Annotated in this window: 11 protein-coding genes; 3 read left to right on the plus strand and 8 right to left on the minus strand. The window is 62.9% G+C overall.

Features of this window, described 5'->3' with window-relative positions; translation table 11 throughout:
- Positions 1–10 precede the first annotated feature (10 nt).
- Genes I6L32_RS11605 through I6L32_RS11615 form a run of 3 tightly spaced genes read right to left on the minus strand, consistent with a single transcriptional unit; the run spans position 11 to position 4,306 of the window.
- Positions 11–817 carry a phosphoadenylyl-sulfate reductase gene (locus I6L32_RS11605; protein ID WP_103259650.1) on the minus strand — a complete coding sequence of 269 codons (807 nt, stop codon included), beginning with the start codon at positions 815–817 and terminating at the stop codon, positions 11–13.
- Entirely contained in the window at positions 807–2,519 is a 1,713-nt protein-coding gene (gene cysI, locus I6L32_RS11610; RefSeq protein WP_048207036.1) for an assimilatory sulfite reductase (NADPH) hemoprotein subunit, read from the minus strand. The genes I6L32_RS11605 and cysI overlap by 11 nt, the downstream gene beginning before the upstream one ends.
- Positions 2,519–4,306, minus strand: coding sequence for an assimilatory sulfite reductase (NADPH) flavoprotein subunit (locus I6L32_RS11615; RefSeq protein WP_214002642.1), 1,788 nt, complete (start codon positions 4,304–4,306; stop codon positions 2,519–2,521). Before I6L32_RS11615 ends, cysI begins: the two co-directional genes overlap by 1 nt.
- Before the next feature lie 180 nt (positions 4,307–4,486).
- Between I6L32_RS11615 and I6L32_RS11620 the strand changes: the two genes are divergently transcribed.
- Entirely contained in the window at positions 4,487–5,302 is an 816-nt protein-coding gene (locus tag I6L32_RS11620; RefSeq protein ID WP_216943909.1) for a PhzF family phenazine biosynthesis protein, read from the plus strand.
- Between the two features lie 131 nt (positions 5,303–5,433).
- On the opposite strand, the gene lysS is transcribed toward I6L32_RS11620, so the two are convergent.
- The gene (gene lysS / locus I6L32_RS11625) at positions 5,434–6,912 is read right to left on the minus strand and encodes a lysine--tRNA ligase (protein WP_223302609.1); all 1,479 of its coding nucleotides are present in this window, start codon (positions 6,910–6,912) and stop codon (positions 5,434–5,436) included.
- A 77-nt stretch (positions 6,913–6,989) separates the two neighbouring features.
- Positions 6,990–8,088 (minus strand): peptide chain release factor 2 gene (gene prfB / locus I6L32_RS11630; RefSeq protein ID WP_102948437.1). Its coding sequence is split into 2 segments (ribosomal slippage): positions 6,990–8,012 and positions 8,014–8,088, totalling 1,098 coding nucleotides; the frame shifts between segments, so codons are not numbered across the junction.
- Positions 8,089–8,340: 252 nt separating this feature from the next.
- Here prfB and I6L32_RS11635 point away from each other — a divergent pair.
- Positions 8,341–10,212 (plus strand): methyl-accepting chemotaxis protein, encoded by a 1,872-nt coding sequence (locus I6L32_RS11635; protein WP_216943910.1) that lies wholly within the window; start codon positions 8,341–8,343, stop codon positions 10,210–10,212.
- Between the two features lie 226 nt (positions 10,213–10,438).
- Here I6L32_RS11635 and gltS read toward each other — a convergent pair whose 3' ends face one another.
- Positions 10,439–11,638 carry a sodium/glutamate symporter gene (gene gltS / locus I6L32_RS11640; RefSeq protein ID WP_042881169.1) on the minus strand — a complete coding sequence of 400 codons (1,200 nt, stop codon included), beginning with the start codon at positions 11,636–11,638 and terminating at the stop codon, positions 10,439–10,441.
- A gap of 489 nt (positions 11,639–12,127) precedes the next feature.
- On the opposite strand from gltS, the gene ansA reads away from it, so the two are divergent.
- Entirely contained in the window at positions 12,128–13,135 is a 1,008-nt protein-coding gene (ansA, locus tag I6L32_RS11645; protein WP_010675424.1) for an asparaginase, read from the plus strand.
- A gap of 250 nt (positions 13,136–13,385) precedes the next feature.
- Here ansA and I6L32_RS11650 read toward each other — a convergent pair whose 3' ends face one another.
- Positions 13,386–13,679, minus strand: a complete 294-nt coding sequence (locus I6L32_RS11650; RefSeq protein WP_010675423.1) for a YeaC family protein — start codon at positions 13,677–13,679, stop codon at positions 13,386–13,388.
- 60 nt (positions 13,680–13,739) lie between these two features.
- Positions 13,740–15,173 (minus strand): glyceraldehyde-3-phosphate dehydrogenase, encoded by a 1,434-nt coding sequence (locus I6L32_RS11655; RefSeq protein WP_216943911.1) that lies wholly within the window; start codon positions 15,171–15,173, stop codon positions 13,740–13,742.
- Positions 15,174–15,195 lie beyond the last annotated feature (22 nt).

A 15,195-nucleotide genomic window follows, 5' to 3' on the forward strand; every position in this document is an offset into this window, starting at 1 on the left:
GGCCGGGGGATCAGATGCCGGAGCCGTCGCTCTCGCCACCTTCCTCATGCAGGCCGCACTCGCGCTTGAGGCCGAAGAAGCGGGTCTGCTCCTCGCTCATGCCGGGCTCCCACTTGGCGGTGGTGTGCACGTCGCCGACCGAGAGGTAGCCCTGCTCCCACAGCGGGTGGTAGGGGAGGTCGAACTCCTTGAAGTAGTAGAAGACGTCCTTGTTGCTCCAGTCGATCACCGGCAGGAACTTGAAGCGACCGCGCTGGATGGCCAGCACCGGCAGCTTGCCCCGGCTGCCGGACTGCTCACGGCGCAGGCCCGAGAACCAGGTGCGGGCACCCAGCTCGTTCAGGGCGCGGTCCATGGGCTCCACCTTGTTGAGCTGGTTGTAGCGGGTGATCCCCTCCACCCCCTGCTCCCACAGGAGGCCGAAGCGGGCCTCCTGCCAGGCCGGGCTGAGTTCGGCCCGGTAGATCTTGAGGTTGAGCGCGAGACGCTCGGTCAGCTCGTCGATGAAACGGTAGGTCTCGGGGAAGAGGTAACCGGTGTCGGTCAGCACCACGGGCACGTCGGCCCGCTCGCGGCTCACCAGGTGCAGCATGAGCGCCGCCTGGATGCCGAAACTCGACGACAGCACATGCTCCCCCGGCAGGTTGGCCAGGGCCCAGCGCACCCGCTCGGGGGCGCTCATGGCGTCCAGCGCCCGGTTGAGGGGGGCCAGCGCCTCGACCTGCTCCTCCCGGCTCAGGGCCAGCAGGGCGTCGAGGTCGAGCCGGCCGTCGGCGGTGCGCGCCAGCCGGGCTGTATCAGTCTGTTCAGGCTGCATAGAAGTCCCTCGCGGAGTCGATAACCGGGGCGATGATCCCGGCGCGAATGACAAAATCGCCGAAGCACTCGTCCGGGTTGCGATCCTTGGCCCAGCGGCCGATCAGGGCGTCCAGTTCGGCCAGGATCTGCGGCTCGGTGATGTTCTCAAGATGCAGGCGCGGGATGCGGGTCCCCTCAAGGTTGCCCCCCAGGTGCAGGTTGTAGCGACCCGGCGCCTTGCCCACCAGACCCACTTCCGCCAGCATGGCGCGGCCGCAGCCGTTGGGGCAGCCGGTGACCCGGAAGATGATGGCGTCATCCGCCAGGCCGTGCTTGGCCAGCAGCCCCTCGATGTCGGTGACGAAGGCAGGCAGCATGCGCTCGGCCTCGGCCATCGCCAGGGGGCAGGTAGGCAGGGCCACACAGGCCATGGACTGCTTGCGCTGCTCGCTCACGCCGTCATCCAGCAGACCGTACTGACGCGCCAGGGCCTCAATGCGGGCCTTCTCGCCGGCAGGCACGCCTGCGATGATGAGGTTCTGGTTGGCGGTGAGGCGGAAGTCCCCCTGATGCACCTTGGCGATCTCCAGCATGCCGGTCTTGAGGGGCTTGCCCGGGAAGTCCAGCAGGCGGCCGTTCTCGATAAACAGGGTCAGGTGGTGCTTGCCGTCGATCCCCTCCACCCAGCCGAAGCGATCGCCACGGCTGGTGAATTCATAGGGGTGAACCGGCCCGAACTGGATGCCGGCGCGGTTCTCCACCTCGGCCTTGAAGGCCTCGACCCCCACCCGTTCAAGGGTGTACTTGGTCTTGGCGTTCTTGCGGTTGACCCGGTTGCCCCAGTCGCGCTGGGTGCTGACCACGGCGGCCGCCACCTCCAGCACGTGGGAGAGCGGAATGAAGCCAAAGTCGCTTGCCTTGCGCGGGTAGGTGGTGGTGTCGCCGTGGGTCATGGCGAGACCGCCCCCCACCAGCACGTTGAAGCCCACCAGCTTGCCGTGATCGGCAATGGCCACGAAGTTGAGATCGTTGGCGTGGATGTCCACATCGTTGTGGGGCGGGATGACCACGGTTGTCTTGAATTTGCGCGGCAGGTAGTTGGAGCCCAGGATCGGCTCCTCGTCACCCCCCAGCTTCTCGCCATCCAGCCAGATCTCCACGTAGGCGCGGGTCTTGGGCAGCAGGTGCTCGGAGATCTTCTTGGCCCACTCGTAGGCCTCCTGGTGCAACTCGGACTCCACCGGGTTGCTGGTGCAGAGTACGTTGCGGTTCACGTCCCCCGCGGTGGCGATGGAGTCGATACCTGTGCTGTTGAGGGTCTGGTGCATCAGCTTGATGTCGCGCTTCAGTACCCCGTGGAACTGGAAGGTCTGGCGGGTGGTCAGGCGGATGCTGCCGTACATGCTGTGTTCTTCGGCGAACTTGTCGATCACCTGCCACTGGGCCGGGGTGATGATGCCGCCGGGCAGGCGGGCGCGCAGCATGACGTTGTGCAGGGGCTCCAGCTTCTGGGCGGCGCGCTCCGGGCGGATGTCGCGGTCATCCTGCTGATACATGCCGTGGAAGCGGATCAGCTGGAAGTTGTCGCCGTTGAAGCCGCCGGTGAGCGGGTCCTGCAGATCTTCGGCGATGGTGCCGCGCAGGAAGTTGCTCTCGCGCTTGAGGCGTTCGTTGTCAGCCAGCGGCCCTTCGACCGGTCCCGGAATAAGTTGTTTGCTCATCAATAGACATCCCTTTGATAACGTTTGGCACGACGCAATTCGCTCAGATACTCTTCTGCTTCCTCACGGCTCTTGTGGCCGTGTTCCGCAATCACTTCCAGCAGGGCTTCCTGCACATCCTTCGCCATGTGGTTGGCGTCGCCACACACATAGAAGTGAGCGCCTGCTTCCAGCCACTGGTAGAGCTCAAGCCCTGCCTCGCGCAGGCGGTCCTGCACATAAATCTTGTTGGCCTGATCCCGGCTGAAGGCCAGGGAGATCTTGGACAGCAGGCCCGATTTCACATAACGCTGCCACTCCACCTGATAGAGGAAGTCCTGGGTGAAGTGGGGGTTGCCGAAGAAGAGCCAGTTCTTGCCCTCTGCCCCCTGTGCTTCCCGCTCCTGCAGGAAAGCGCGGAACGGGGCAATGCCGGTGCCCGGGCCCACCATGATGACGGGGGTGTCGGGATTGACGGGCAGGCGGAAGTTGTCGTTGTGCTCCACGAACACCCGGACCTCGGCATCTTCCGGCAGACGGTCCGCCAGATAGGAGGAGGCGCCGCCGCTTCGCACTGTGCCATCTTCTTGGCGGTAGCGCACCACGCCGACGGTCAGGTGCACCTCTTCTTCCACCTCGCTCTGGGCGGAGGCGATGGAGTAGAGGCGGGGGGTGAGGGGGCGCAGCAGTGCGATCAGTTGATCGGCACTCAAGGAAGCCGGGAAGCGTTTCAGTACGTCCACCACCTGGGCGCTGGCCACCAGGGCGTTGACCTGGGCCTTGTCACCGGCCAGATCTTTGAGCGCCGCGTTGTCCGTGATCTCGGCGAGGCCAGTGATCAGGCCCCCGTGCAGCCGGGTCAGCTCGTAGTGACGGGTCAGCGCCTCGCGCAAGCTGCCATGGGGGGTAGCCTCGTCACCGGTCAGACCGGTCAGGGCCAGCACTTCCCCCACGAGATCAGCGTCGTTGTCGAACCAGATGCCGAGCGCATCCCCCGGTTGATAGGTGATGCCGGACTCTTCCAGGTTGATCTCGATGTGACGGATGTCCTTGGTGGAGTCGCGGCCGGTGATCTTCTGGTTCACCGAGAGTCTGGCCGGGAAGGGGTTATCCTTGTTGTACTGGCTGTGGCCGACGGCGGCCTGCACCGAGCCCGCCACGCTGGCGGTCGCGGCGCCGGCTGAGAGGGTGGCGGCGACCGCCGCAACGGCCTGCTCGCCCCAGGCCTTGGCGGCATCCTGATAATCCACATCGAGGCTAGCTAGCTCATGGATGCGCTCGGCCCCCGCTTTGGCGAGGAAACCATCGAAATCCTTGCCGGTCTGGCAGAAGAACTCATAGGAGCTGTCACCCAGCCCCAGCACGGCAAACTTGAGCCCTTCCAGCTTGCCGACCTTGCCCTTCTTGAGCTGCTCGAACAGATCGACGGCGCTCTCGGGGGGCTCCCCCTCCCCGTAAGTGCTCACTACCACCAGCAGGTGGCTCTCTTTCTTGAGCTGCTTGGGTTTGTAGTCCGCCATGGAGGTGAGGGTCACCGGCAGGCCGCGGGCCTCGGCCTGGGCCTTGATGGCGCTGGCCACGCCCTTGGCATTCCCGGTCTGGGAGCCGTAGAGAATGGTCAGGCTGCCGCCGGGAGCCGCGACTTCTGCGCCTGCGCTCGCCACGGGCTGGACGCCCGCCTGGGAGAGGCCGTAGAGATAACCGCTGACCCAGGCCAGTTGCTGGGTATTGAGGGTGGTGAGAACTTGGTTGAGCTGGCGCTGCTGTTCGTCAGAGAGCGGGCTCAGGATGGGGGCTGTCAATGGCATCACACATGTCTTCCATGGTCTGATTTTTGGTCAGGGTAAGGGGTGTAATGAATAACAACAAAGAATAAAAATATCTTCTTTATGCGATTTATGAATTTATAAAGCCAAAATCCATCTCAGCCCCGGGGCGCCCGTGATATAAAAATGGCCTTGCCGAGCCCCCTGTCCCGGGGATCTCTCATGCCCCAAGGAGCAACCGTGTCCCGTCTCTATCATGTCAACGCCTTCAGCCATCACCCCTTCGCAGGCAACCCCGCCGTGGTGGTGCTGGGGGAAGCGCGGCCCGACGCCGAGCTGCAGGCCATGGCAGCGGAGTTCAACCTCTCTGAGAGCGCCTTTCTGACCCAACTGGGGGAGGGGCATTACGGGTTGCGCTGGTTCACTCCGCAAGTGGAGGTGGACTTGTGCGGCCATGGCACCCTGGCGGCGGCCCATGTGCTGTGGCAGACGGGGGCGGTGGCCGAAGATCAGCCCATCCGCTTCGCGACCCGCAGCGGTGAGCTGGTGGCCCGGCGGGAAGGGGAGTGGATCTGGCTCGATTTTCCGCGCATTGCCCTGGCGCCGCTCATTCTGGATCCGGCCTATGGGGCTGCGGTCGGCTGCCAGCCGCTGCGCACACTGGCGGCCGGGGCCAAGTTCCTGCTTGAGCTCGGTAGCGAGGAGGCGGTCCGCGCGCTCACCCCCGATTTTCACGCCCTGCGGGCGCTGCCGGGCCGGGGGATCATGGTGACGGCGCCATCGAGCCGGAAGGAGGACGACTTCGTCTCCCGCTACTTCGCCCCCTGGGTCGGAGTGGACGAGGATCCGGTGACCGGCTCCAACCACTGCGCCCTGGTGCCCTTCTGGGCCGAACGGCTCGGCAAGCTGCAATTGCGGGCCCGCCAGATCTCGGCCCGGGGTGGGGATCTCAGGCTGGAACTGCAGGAGGGGCGGGTGCTGATGGCGGGCCGGGCACTGACCCTGTGGCAGGGCGAGTGGCTGCTGCCGCCGGCCTGATAAGCGGCAAGTTGGTGGCGTATTGAAGGTTCGCCACCGGTTGTGTCCATCATAAAAAACGCCCCGCAATTGCGGGGCGTTTTGATTGCCATGGACGGCAGCGTTTTGCTGCGGCCCTGTTTCTGCGGCGCTTACTTTTGTGGACGCAAGGCCGGGAACAGGATGACGTCGCGGATGGTGTGGCTGTTGGTGAACAGCATCACCAGACGGTCGATACCGATACCCTGACCGGCGGTCGGCGGCAGACCGTGTTCCAGCGCGGTGACGAAGTCGGCGTCGTAGAACATGGCTTCGTCGTCCCCTGCGGCTTTCTGGTCAACCTGGGCCTGGAAGCGCTCGGCCTGATCTTCCGCATCGTTCAGCTCGGAGAAGCCGTTGGCCAGCTCGCGGCCGCCGATGAAGAATTCGAAGCGGTCGGTGACGTCCGGGTTCTGGTCGTTGCGACGAGCCAGCGGGGAGACGGCGGCCGGGTACTCGGTGATGAAGGTCGGTTGCAGCAGCATGTGTTCCACGGTCTCTTCGAAGATCGCGGTGATCACGTGGCCCAGCTCCCAGCTCTTCATCAGCTCGATCTTCAGACCCTTGGCGACGGCGGTGGCCTTCTCAAGAGTGGCCAGATCGTCACGGGTCACACCCGGGTTGTACTTCAGGATGGAGTCAACCATGGAGAGGCGCTGGAACGGCTGACCGAAATCGATGGTCAGGCCCTCTTCGCCCTCTTTGGCGTAACGGATCCTGGTGTCGCCCAGGATGTCCTGTGCCAGGGTGCGCAGCATCTCTTCGGTGAGATCCATCAGATCGATGTAATCGGCGTAGGCCATATAGAACTCGAGCATGGTGAACTCGGGGTTATGGCGAACGGAGATGCCTTCGTTGCGGAAGTTGCGGTTGATCTCGTAGACACGCTCGAAACCACCGACCACCAGACGCTTCAGATAGAGTTCCGGAGCGATACGCAGGTACATGTCGATGTCCAGCGCATTGTGGTGGGTGATGAAGGGACGTGCGGAGGCGCCACCCGGGATGACTTGCATCATGGGGGTTTCCACTTCCATGAAGCGCTTGTCATTCAGGAACTTGCGAATGCCGGCCACCACCTTGGTGCGGGTCACGAAGGTCTTGCGGGACTCTTCGTTGGCGATCAGGTCCAGGTAACGCTGGCGGCAGCGGGCTTCCTGGTCGGTCAGACCCTTGTGCTTCTCGGGCAGCGGGCGCAGGGCCTTGGTCAGCAGGCGGATGGTGGAGACGTGTACGGAGAGCTCACCGGCGTTGGTGCGGAACAGGGTGCCCTCGACACCGACGATGTCACCCAGATCCCACTTCTTGAACTGCTCGTTGTAGAAGCCTTCCGGCAGATCGTCACGGGTCACGTAGATCTGGATCTTGCCAGCCATGTCCTGCAGGGTCGCGAAAGACGCCTTGCCCATGATCCGGCGGGTCATGATGCGACCGGCAATCTTCACCTGTTTACCCAGGGCGACCAGCTCGTCATTGCTCTTGTCGCCGAATTCGGCATGCAGATCGCCGGAGAGGCTGTCACGACGGAAATCGTTGGGGAAGGGGTTGCCCTGGGCGCGCAAGGCGGCCAGCTTGGAGCGACGCTCAAGCATCTCGTTGTTCAGTTCGAGAGTCTGGTCGACTTCCGGGGTGGTGGTTTGTTCAGACATGGTGATTCCTGCTGCTCTGTTTACAGGCCTGATTTCAGGCTGGCTTCGATAAACTTGTCCAAGTCGCCGTCGAGTACCGATTGGGTATTGCGGGTTTCGACGCCGGTGCGCAGATCCTTGATACGGGAATCATCCAGTACGTAGGAGCGGATCTGGCTGCCCCAGCCGATGTCGGACTTGGTCTCTTCGAGGGCTTGCTTCTCAGCGTTCTGCTTTTGAATTTCCAGCTCGTAGAGCTTGGCCTTCAACTGCTTCATACACTGATCTTTGTTCTTGTGCTGGGAACGGTCGTTCTGGCACTGCACCACCACGCCGGTCGGCACGTGGGTGATACGCACCGCGGACTCGGTCCGGTTGACGTGCTGACCACCGGCACCGGAGGCGCGGTAGACGTCGATGCGAAGATCAGCCGGGTTGATCTCGATCTCGATGTCATCATCGATCTCGGGGTAGACGAACACGGAGCAGAACGAGGTGTGGCGACGGCCGCCGGAATCGAACGGCGACTTGCGTACCAGGCGGTGCACGCCGGTCTCGGTGCGCAGCCAGCCGAAGGCATACTCGCCGGTGAACTTGATGGTGGCGGACTTGATGCCGGCCACGTCGCCCTCGGAGCATTCGATGAGCTCGGGCTTGTAGCCGTGGGCATCACCCCAGCGCAGGTACATGCGCAGCACCATGTTGGCCCAGTCCTGGGCCTCGGTGCCACCGGAACCGGACTGGATGTCGATGTAGCAGTCGGAACCGTCGTGCTGACCGGAGAACATGCGACGGAACTCGAGATCCACCAGCTTGGCCTCCAGCTCGTCCGCTTCGACCACGGCTTCGTTGAAGGTCTCTTCGTCTTCGCCTTCGACGGCCAGGCTGACCAGCATCTCGACGTCATCGACGCCCTGGGTCAGGGTATCGATGGTGCTGACGACGTTCTCCAGGGAGACGCGTTCCTTGCCCAGCGCCTGTGCGCGCTCGGGTTCGTTCCAGACATCCGGCTGTTCCAGCTCGGCATTGACCTCTTCTAGACGCTCTTTCTTGGCGTCATAGTCAAAGGTACCCCCTAAGCAGCTCGGTCCTCTCAGACAGCTCCTTAAGCTTGTTTAATACAGGATTGACTTCAAACATCGTGAAAACTCTCGGGGTCGATGTGATTTAAAAACGGGATATTCTAGCCAATTGCAGAAGGAATAAACAGGGTTGGCTGGCCCCGCTCTTTTTCCTGCTCCAATTTTCCGCAGCATTTTTAAAATTTCCGCGTAAAATATCGTCACTCACGCCATTCTCCGCTTCAGTTTTGCGCAGATTGGCCGCTAACAACACACAGTGCCACGCACTCCCGATTGATCCTGTTCCCGACCCCCACAAGAAGAAAACACGATGAAAAACCTATCACTCAAGCAGAAGATACTGTTGTCTGTGGTCATCGCCTTGTCACTGGTGATCCTGCTGCTCTCCTGGCAGAGCTACACCAGCCAGAAGTCCATGCTGCTGGAAGGCAGTCAGGAACAGGTGCAGCGCCTTGGCAGCCAGCAGGCCGCCAGCGTCAGCGACTGGCTTGCCGCCCGTCGTGACGTCATCCAGGCCCTTGGCAACAAGGCCGGTGCCGAGCCCCTCAACGCCCTGCAACAGGCCCAGGTGTCCGGCCGTTTCCAGCTCACCTATTTTGGTGAGGGCAGCGGCAAGATGAACGACTCCGACCCCTCCATCAACCGCGACGGTTACGATCCCCGCTCCCGTGGCTGGTATCAGGAAGCCATGGCCAAGGGCGGCATGATCGTCACCAAACCCTACCTCGACGTGGCCTACAACATTCTGGTGGTGACCCTGGCCCAGCCTGCCCAGGGCGGCGTGGTGGGGGGGGATCTCTCCATCGCCTCCCTGGTGGATGACATCACCAAGATGAAGCTGCCGGCGGACGGCTTCGCCATCCTGATGCACAAGGATGGCACCGTCATCGCCTACAAGGATGCGGCCAAGGCGATGAAGCCGGCCAGCGAGATCGACAACGATCTGACCAATGCCCTGATCGATCAGAGCAAGGCGAGCAACAGTCTGGTGCCTGCTTTCTTCGACAACGAGGGGCGTGACAAGCTGCTGTGGGCGACGGACATTCCGGACACCGACTGGGAGCTGGTGCTGGTACTGGACAAGAGCACCCTGGAGGCGCCGCTCTCCTCCCTGCTGATGACCCAGCTCGGCCTGGCCCTGCTGGTGCTGGTGGGCAGCATCCTCGCCATCTCCTGGCTGGTCAGCCTGCTGCTCGGCCCCCTCACCAAGGTGTCCCAGGCTCTGGCCCGCATCGCTGACGGTAACGGCGATCTGACCCAGCGCATCAAGATCGACGCCAATGACGAAGTGGGCCAGCTCGCCGGCAGCTTCAACCGCTTCGTGGGCAGCCAGCATCAGCTCATCGCCAACATCCGTCAGCTTGCCAACGAGCTGAACGCCGATGCCGAACGCAGTCTGGTGACCAACCAGGCCGCGGTGGAAGAGCTGCAACGCCAGCAACAGGAGGTAACCATGGTCGCCACCGCCGTCACCGAGATGGCGAGTGCCACCATGGAGATCGCGGGCAACGCCGAGAACACCGCTGCCGCCGCCCAGCAATCCGCCCAGAGCAGTGAACAGGGCAAGATCCTGGTGAACCAGACTCGTCAGTCCATCAACAACCTGGCCGAGGAAGTGGGGCAGGCGACCGGCGTCATCGGTGAACTGAGCCGTCACGCTCAGGCCATCTCCGGCATCCTCTCCACCATCCAGGGCATCGCCGAGCAGACCAACCTGCTGGCGCTGAATGCGGCCATCGAAGCGGCCCGTGCCGGCGAACAGGGTCGCGGTTTCGCCGTGGTGGCGGACGAGGTGCGGGTGTTGTCGCGCCGTACCCAGGATTCCACTCAGGAGATCCAGTCCACCATCGAAACCCTGCAACAGACCACGGCCCGCGCGGTGAGCCTGATGCAGACCAGCCAGGGGCTGGCGGACAACAGCGTGAAGGATGCTGACGCTGCCGCTGCGGCCCTGGAGGAGATCACCCAGGCCGTCAGCCTCATCTCCGACATGGCGGGCCAGATCGCCACCGCCGCCGAGGAGCAGACCCAGGTGACCGGTGAAATCACCCAGAACACCACCGCCATCAAGGATGTGAGCGACGAGATCACCGCTTCCGCCATGCGCGACCTGGATCAGGCGCACAACCTCAAGGGGCGTGCCACCAACCTGAACCAGCAGGTGTCGACCTTTATTTTGTAAGGAAGGTCAGGCCGCAATTTGAACCAGCTGGTGTTGGCCTTCATTCTGTAAGGAAAGGTCAGGCCGCAGTTCTACCGTGGCGTCAGTAAAAAGCCCCGCACCTTGGTGCGGGGCTTTTTGTTGCCTGCAGTCGGCCCCTTGGTGAGGGTCGGGGCAGCGTCCAGGGGCCAGCAAGCAAAGAGCCCACCGCAAGGTGGGCTCTGTCATACGGGGCCTGCGTCCGGGATCACAGGAAGGGCAGGGCCAGGAACAGCTTGATCACCACGGCGTTGATGATGTCGATGAAGAAGGCTCCGACCATGGGCACCACCAGGAAAGCCAGGTGGGAGGGGCCGAAGCGCTGGGTAATGGCCTGCATGTTGGCAATGGCAGTGGGGGTGGCGCCGAGGCCGAAGCCGCAGTGGCCCGCCGCCAGCACGGCTGCATCATAGTTGCGCCCCATGACCCGGAAGGTGACGAAGATGGCGTAGAGCGCCATCGCAACCGTCTGCACGGCCAGCAGGATGAAGATGGGCAGAGCCAGGCTTGCCAGCTCCCACAACCTGAGGCTCATCAGCGCCATGGCGAGGAAGAGCGACAGACTGACGTTGCCGAGCAGGGAGACCTCGCGGTCGCTCACTTCGTGCCAGTTGAGCAGGGTGAGGAGGTTGCGCAGCAGCACGCCGACAAAGAGCACGCAGACGAAGATCGGCAACTCGAAGACGCCGCCCTTGAGATAGAGGGCCAGCATTTCGCCCCCTTTCAGGCTGATGGCGATGAGTGCCAGGGTCTCGATCAGGCTGAAGGTGGTGAGCGGGCGCTCCATGTCCGGCATTTCGAAGCCCTGGGGGGCGCCGTCACGGTTGTGCTCCTCACCGGGCACCTGCACCTTCTTCACCAGATAACGGGCCACCGGGCCGCCGATGAGGCCTCCCAGCACCAGGCCGAAGGTGGCACAGGCAATCGCCAGCTCGGCGGCGGATTGCACGCCGTACTTTTCGGTGAAGATGGAGCCCCAGGCCGCCCCGGTGCCGTGGCCGCCGGAGAGGGTGATGGAGCCGGCCAGCAGCCCCATGTGGGGATCCAGCCCCAGCAGGGTGGCCAGACCCACCCCCAGGGTGTTCTGCACCAGCAGCAGGCCGGTGACCACCAGCAGGAAGGTGGCCACCGCCTTGCCGCCGCGCTTGAGGCTGCCCAGATCGGCGGAGAGGCCGATGGAGGCGAAGAAGGTCAGCATCAGGGCCGTCTGCAGGCTGGTATCAAATTGCAGTTCGATCTGCAGGGTGGAACGCAGCACCAGCAGCACCAGGGCAACCACCAGGCCACCGGCCACGGGTTTGGGGATGTTGAAAGTGCGCAGGGGTCCTATCTTGTTGACCAGCAGGCGGCCAAGCAGCAGCACCAGGGTCGCGGCGACCAGGGTGGCGTAGGCATCAAGTTGTAGCATTCAGTGCTCCCATGTTGATCGGCTGTGTCTTTGGCGAGAAAGACTCACGGATCCAGCCGGGATGAAACAGAGTGGCGAACGCGCCAGTGACAGAGGGGCCGCAGCCCCGTCCCTCTGCAAAAGAGGGGGTCGACACGAGCCCGTGTTCGTCGGGCGTCCAGATGAGATTTGTGAAAAATCCGCCGGATAATAGCAAAAAACACCAAGTACATCCACATATGTCACATTAATGATTAAAACATGGTGTTAGCATGGCATTTAAAACTTCCTCGCCGAGTGTGCTCCGGATCGCAACAATGCTGCTGCCGCTGTCATTTGCAGCGGCACTCTTTATAATTCGCCCGGTTCCGCCCCCACGGGAGGACACAGACCCTCAAGAGGTCTGCTGATGACCGATATTGAGCCCGCCCGCACCATCTGAAGGACGGGGGCTGTATCGGTTGAGCCCTGTTTGATTTGCCGGTTTCCAGTCCAGAGAGAGGAGAGGGTGTGAAGAAGTCCATCTACATTGCCTACACAGGCGGCACCATAGGGATGCAGCGTTCCGACCACGGTTATGTACCGATGGCGGGCTTCATGGAGGACTGTCTGGCACGGATGCCCGAGTTCCATCGACCGGAAATGCCCGATTACCATATCCACGAATATGCCCCCCTCATCGACTCTTCCGACATGACGCCGGCAGACTGGCAGCGCATCGCCGAGGATATCAAGGGCAACTACGACAAGTACGACGGTTTCGTCATTCTGCACGGCACCGACACCATGTCGTTCACCGCGTCTGCGCTCTCCTTCATGCTCGAAGATCTGCACAAGCCGGTCATCATCACCGGCTCCCAGATCCCCCTGGCCGAGCTGCGCTCGGACGGTCAGCAGAACCTGCTCAACGCCCTCTATATCGCGGCCAACTACCCGATCCACGAGGTGACGCTCTTCTTCAACAACCAGCTCTATCGCGGCAACCGCAGCAAGAAGGTGCATGCCGACGGCTTCCACGCCTTCGACTCGCCCAACTACCCGCCCCTGCTCAATGCCGGTATCGCCATCTCCCTGGAGGCAGGCGAGCTGGGCGTGCCGTGCGATCGCCCCCTGGTGCTGCACGACATCACCCCCCAGCCCATCGGGGTGGTGACCCTCTACCCGGGGATATCGGCTGAGGTGATAGCGAACATCCTGCAACAGCCGGTGCGTGCGCTGATCCTGCTCTCCTTCGGGGTGGGCAATGCGCCCCAGAACCCGGCCATGCTGGCGCTGCTCTCCGAGGCATCTGCCCGGGGCGTCATCATCGTCAACCTGAGCCAGTGCCTGCACGGCAAGGTCAACATGGGGGGCTATGCCACCGGCAACGCCCTCTCCCGTGCGGGAGTCATCTCGGGCTTTGACATGACCGCCGAGGCGGCGCTCACCAAGCTGCACTTCCTGCTGAGCCAGGATCTGCCGGCGCCGCGCATCCGCGAGCTGATGCAGCAGTCCCTGCGGGGTGAACTGACCCCCTGACTTTCCCTCCCACCCTAACCCTCTCCCAGCGGGAGAGGGGATAGATCGAGGTGGCGAGGTTTGCCATGAAGATCGCCGGCAGGTGGCCCGCTGACTGCTCGCAGGTGCGTGCCAGCTCCCTTCTCCCCTGGTGGGAGAAGGGCCGGGGATGAGGGGGATGAGTCATCCTGCATAGAGAGGAAAAAAGAGGGGAGCCATAATGGCTCCCCTCTTTCGTTTCGTTACCGCGATAGGTGACGTGCGGCCTGCCTCAGTGGCTAAGGTCGACCCGCACTATCTCTTCCTCATCGCGATATTGGCGCTTGAGCTCGCTCTTGCTCTTCATCACGATCTCGCCGTCACGGCCGATGTTCATGTGCTCGGGGTTCTCAAGGTGCATCGCCTGCCAGGCCATCACGGCCTGCAGGGAGGTGGCCTTCTGCTCCTCGGTGAGGGGCTTGCCATCCGGCCATTTGCCGAGCTCGACCGCAGTCTTGAGTCGCTCGTACACCTCTTTGGGCATCTGCGCTATCGCTTGTTGAAACGTCACTTGCTGAGACGACATCCGGCCTCTCCTTGAAAATTGAGCCATGAACACGGGTTCAGGCGGGCAGATCCTGTCGGACTATACCGGTAGATCCTGGCGAACTACGCCAGCCATCTGCTCCATCACCCGCACTACCTGACAACTGTACCCGAACTCGTTGTCATACCACACGTAGAGCACGCAGTGATCCCCCTCGGCGATGGTGGCCTGGGAGTCGACGATGCCCGCAAAACGGGAGCCCACCATGTCGGAGGAGACCAGCTCGGTGCTGGCGCTGAAGTCGATCTGGCGATGCAGGGCCGAGCTCAGTGCCATCTGCTGCAGATAGGCGTTGAGGCTCTCCCGATCGGTGGTCTGCTCCAGCGACAGGTTGATGATGGCAAGCGACACGTTGGGTGTGGGCACCCGGATGGCGTTGCCGGTCAACTTGCCCTTGAGCTCCGGCAGCGCCTTGGCCACCGCCTTGGCGGCGCCGGTGCTGGTCATCACCATGTTGAGGGCGGCGCTGCGACCGCGGCGCTCGCCTTTGTGATAGTTGTCGATGAGGTTCTGATCGTTGGTATAGGAGTGGACCGTCTCCACGTGGCCATGGCGGATGCCGTACTTGTCCTGCATCACCTTGAGCACCGGGGTGATGGCGTTGGTGGTGCAGGAGGCGGCGGAGACTATCTTGTCATCCGGACCTATCACCTCGTGGTTGACCCCGAACACCACGTTCTTCATCTCCCCCTTGCCGGGGGCGGTCAGCAGCACCCGGGCGGCGCCGCGGGCCTTGAGGTGCTCGGACAGGCCCGCCTCGTCACGCCAGACGCCGGTGTTGTCAACGATCAGCGCATTGTCGATGCCGTAGGCGGTGTAGTCGATGTCGGCCGGGCTGTTCGCGTAGATCACCTGGATGAAGGTGCCATTGGCGATGATGGCACTGCGTTCTGCATCCACCTCGATGGAGCCGTTGAAGGGGCCGTGCACCGAATCGCGGCGCAGCAGGCTGGCACGTTTCTCCAGATCCCCGTCGCGACCGCCGCGCACCACGATGGCGCGCAGGCGCAGGGAGTTGGCGGCGCCGGTGCGCTCGATGAGCAGACGGGCCAGCAGGCGGCCTATGCGGCCGAAGCCGTAGAGCACCACGTCGGTCGGGGCGGGCACGGCACTGCGGTTCAGGGTCGGTGCCAGCTTGGCACGCAGATAGTCCTCGATGCCGGCTTCATCCTGGTGATCCTGCCAGTAGCCCACGGCCAGTTTGCCGAGATCGACTTCGGCGGCGGTGGGGTTCAGGGCGACGATGGCGCGCAGGAGAGGGAAGCTTTGCTGGATGGGCAGCGGGGTGCCCTGGTGGCGGCGAACGACCCGGTGGGCCTTGAGGATATCGATGGTGGAGGCGTTTTGCAGCGGGCGTCCGTAGAGGGTGATCTCTATCCCTTGCTGTCGGTAGAGGCGACCTATCAAGGGTTGCATGGCTTCGGCGAGCTCCTGGCTCTCCTGCCACGCCTGCAGGTAGTGCTCGTGGGTCATTAACCAGATCCTTTTATTTCAC

The organism is Aeromonas sp. FDAARGOS 1402, from assembly GCF_019046925.1.
Classification (GTDB): Bacteria; Pseudomonadota; Gammaproteobacteria; order Enterobacterales; family Aeromonadaceae; genus Aeromonas; species Aeromonas caviae.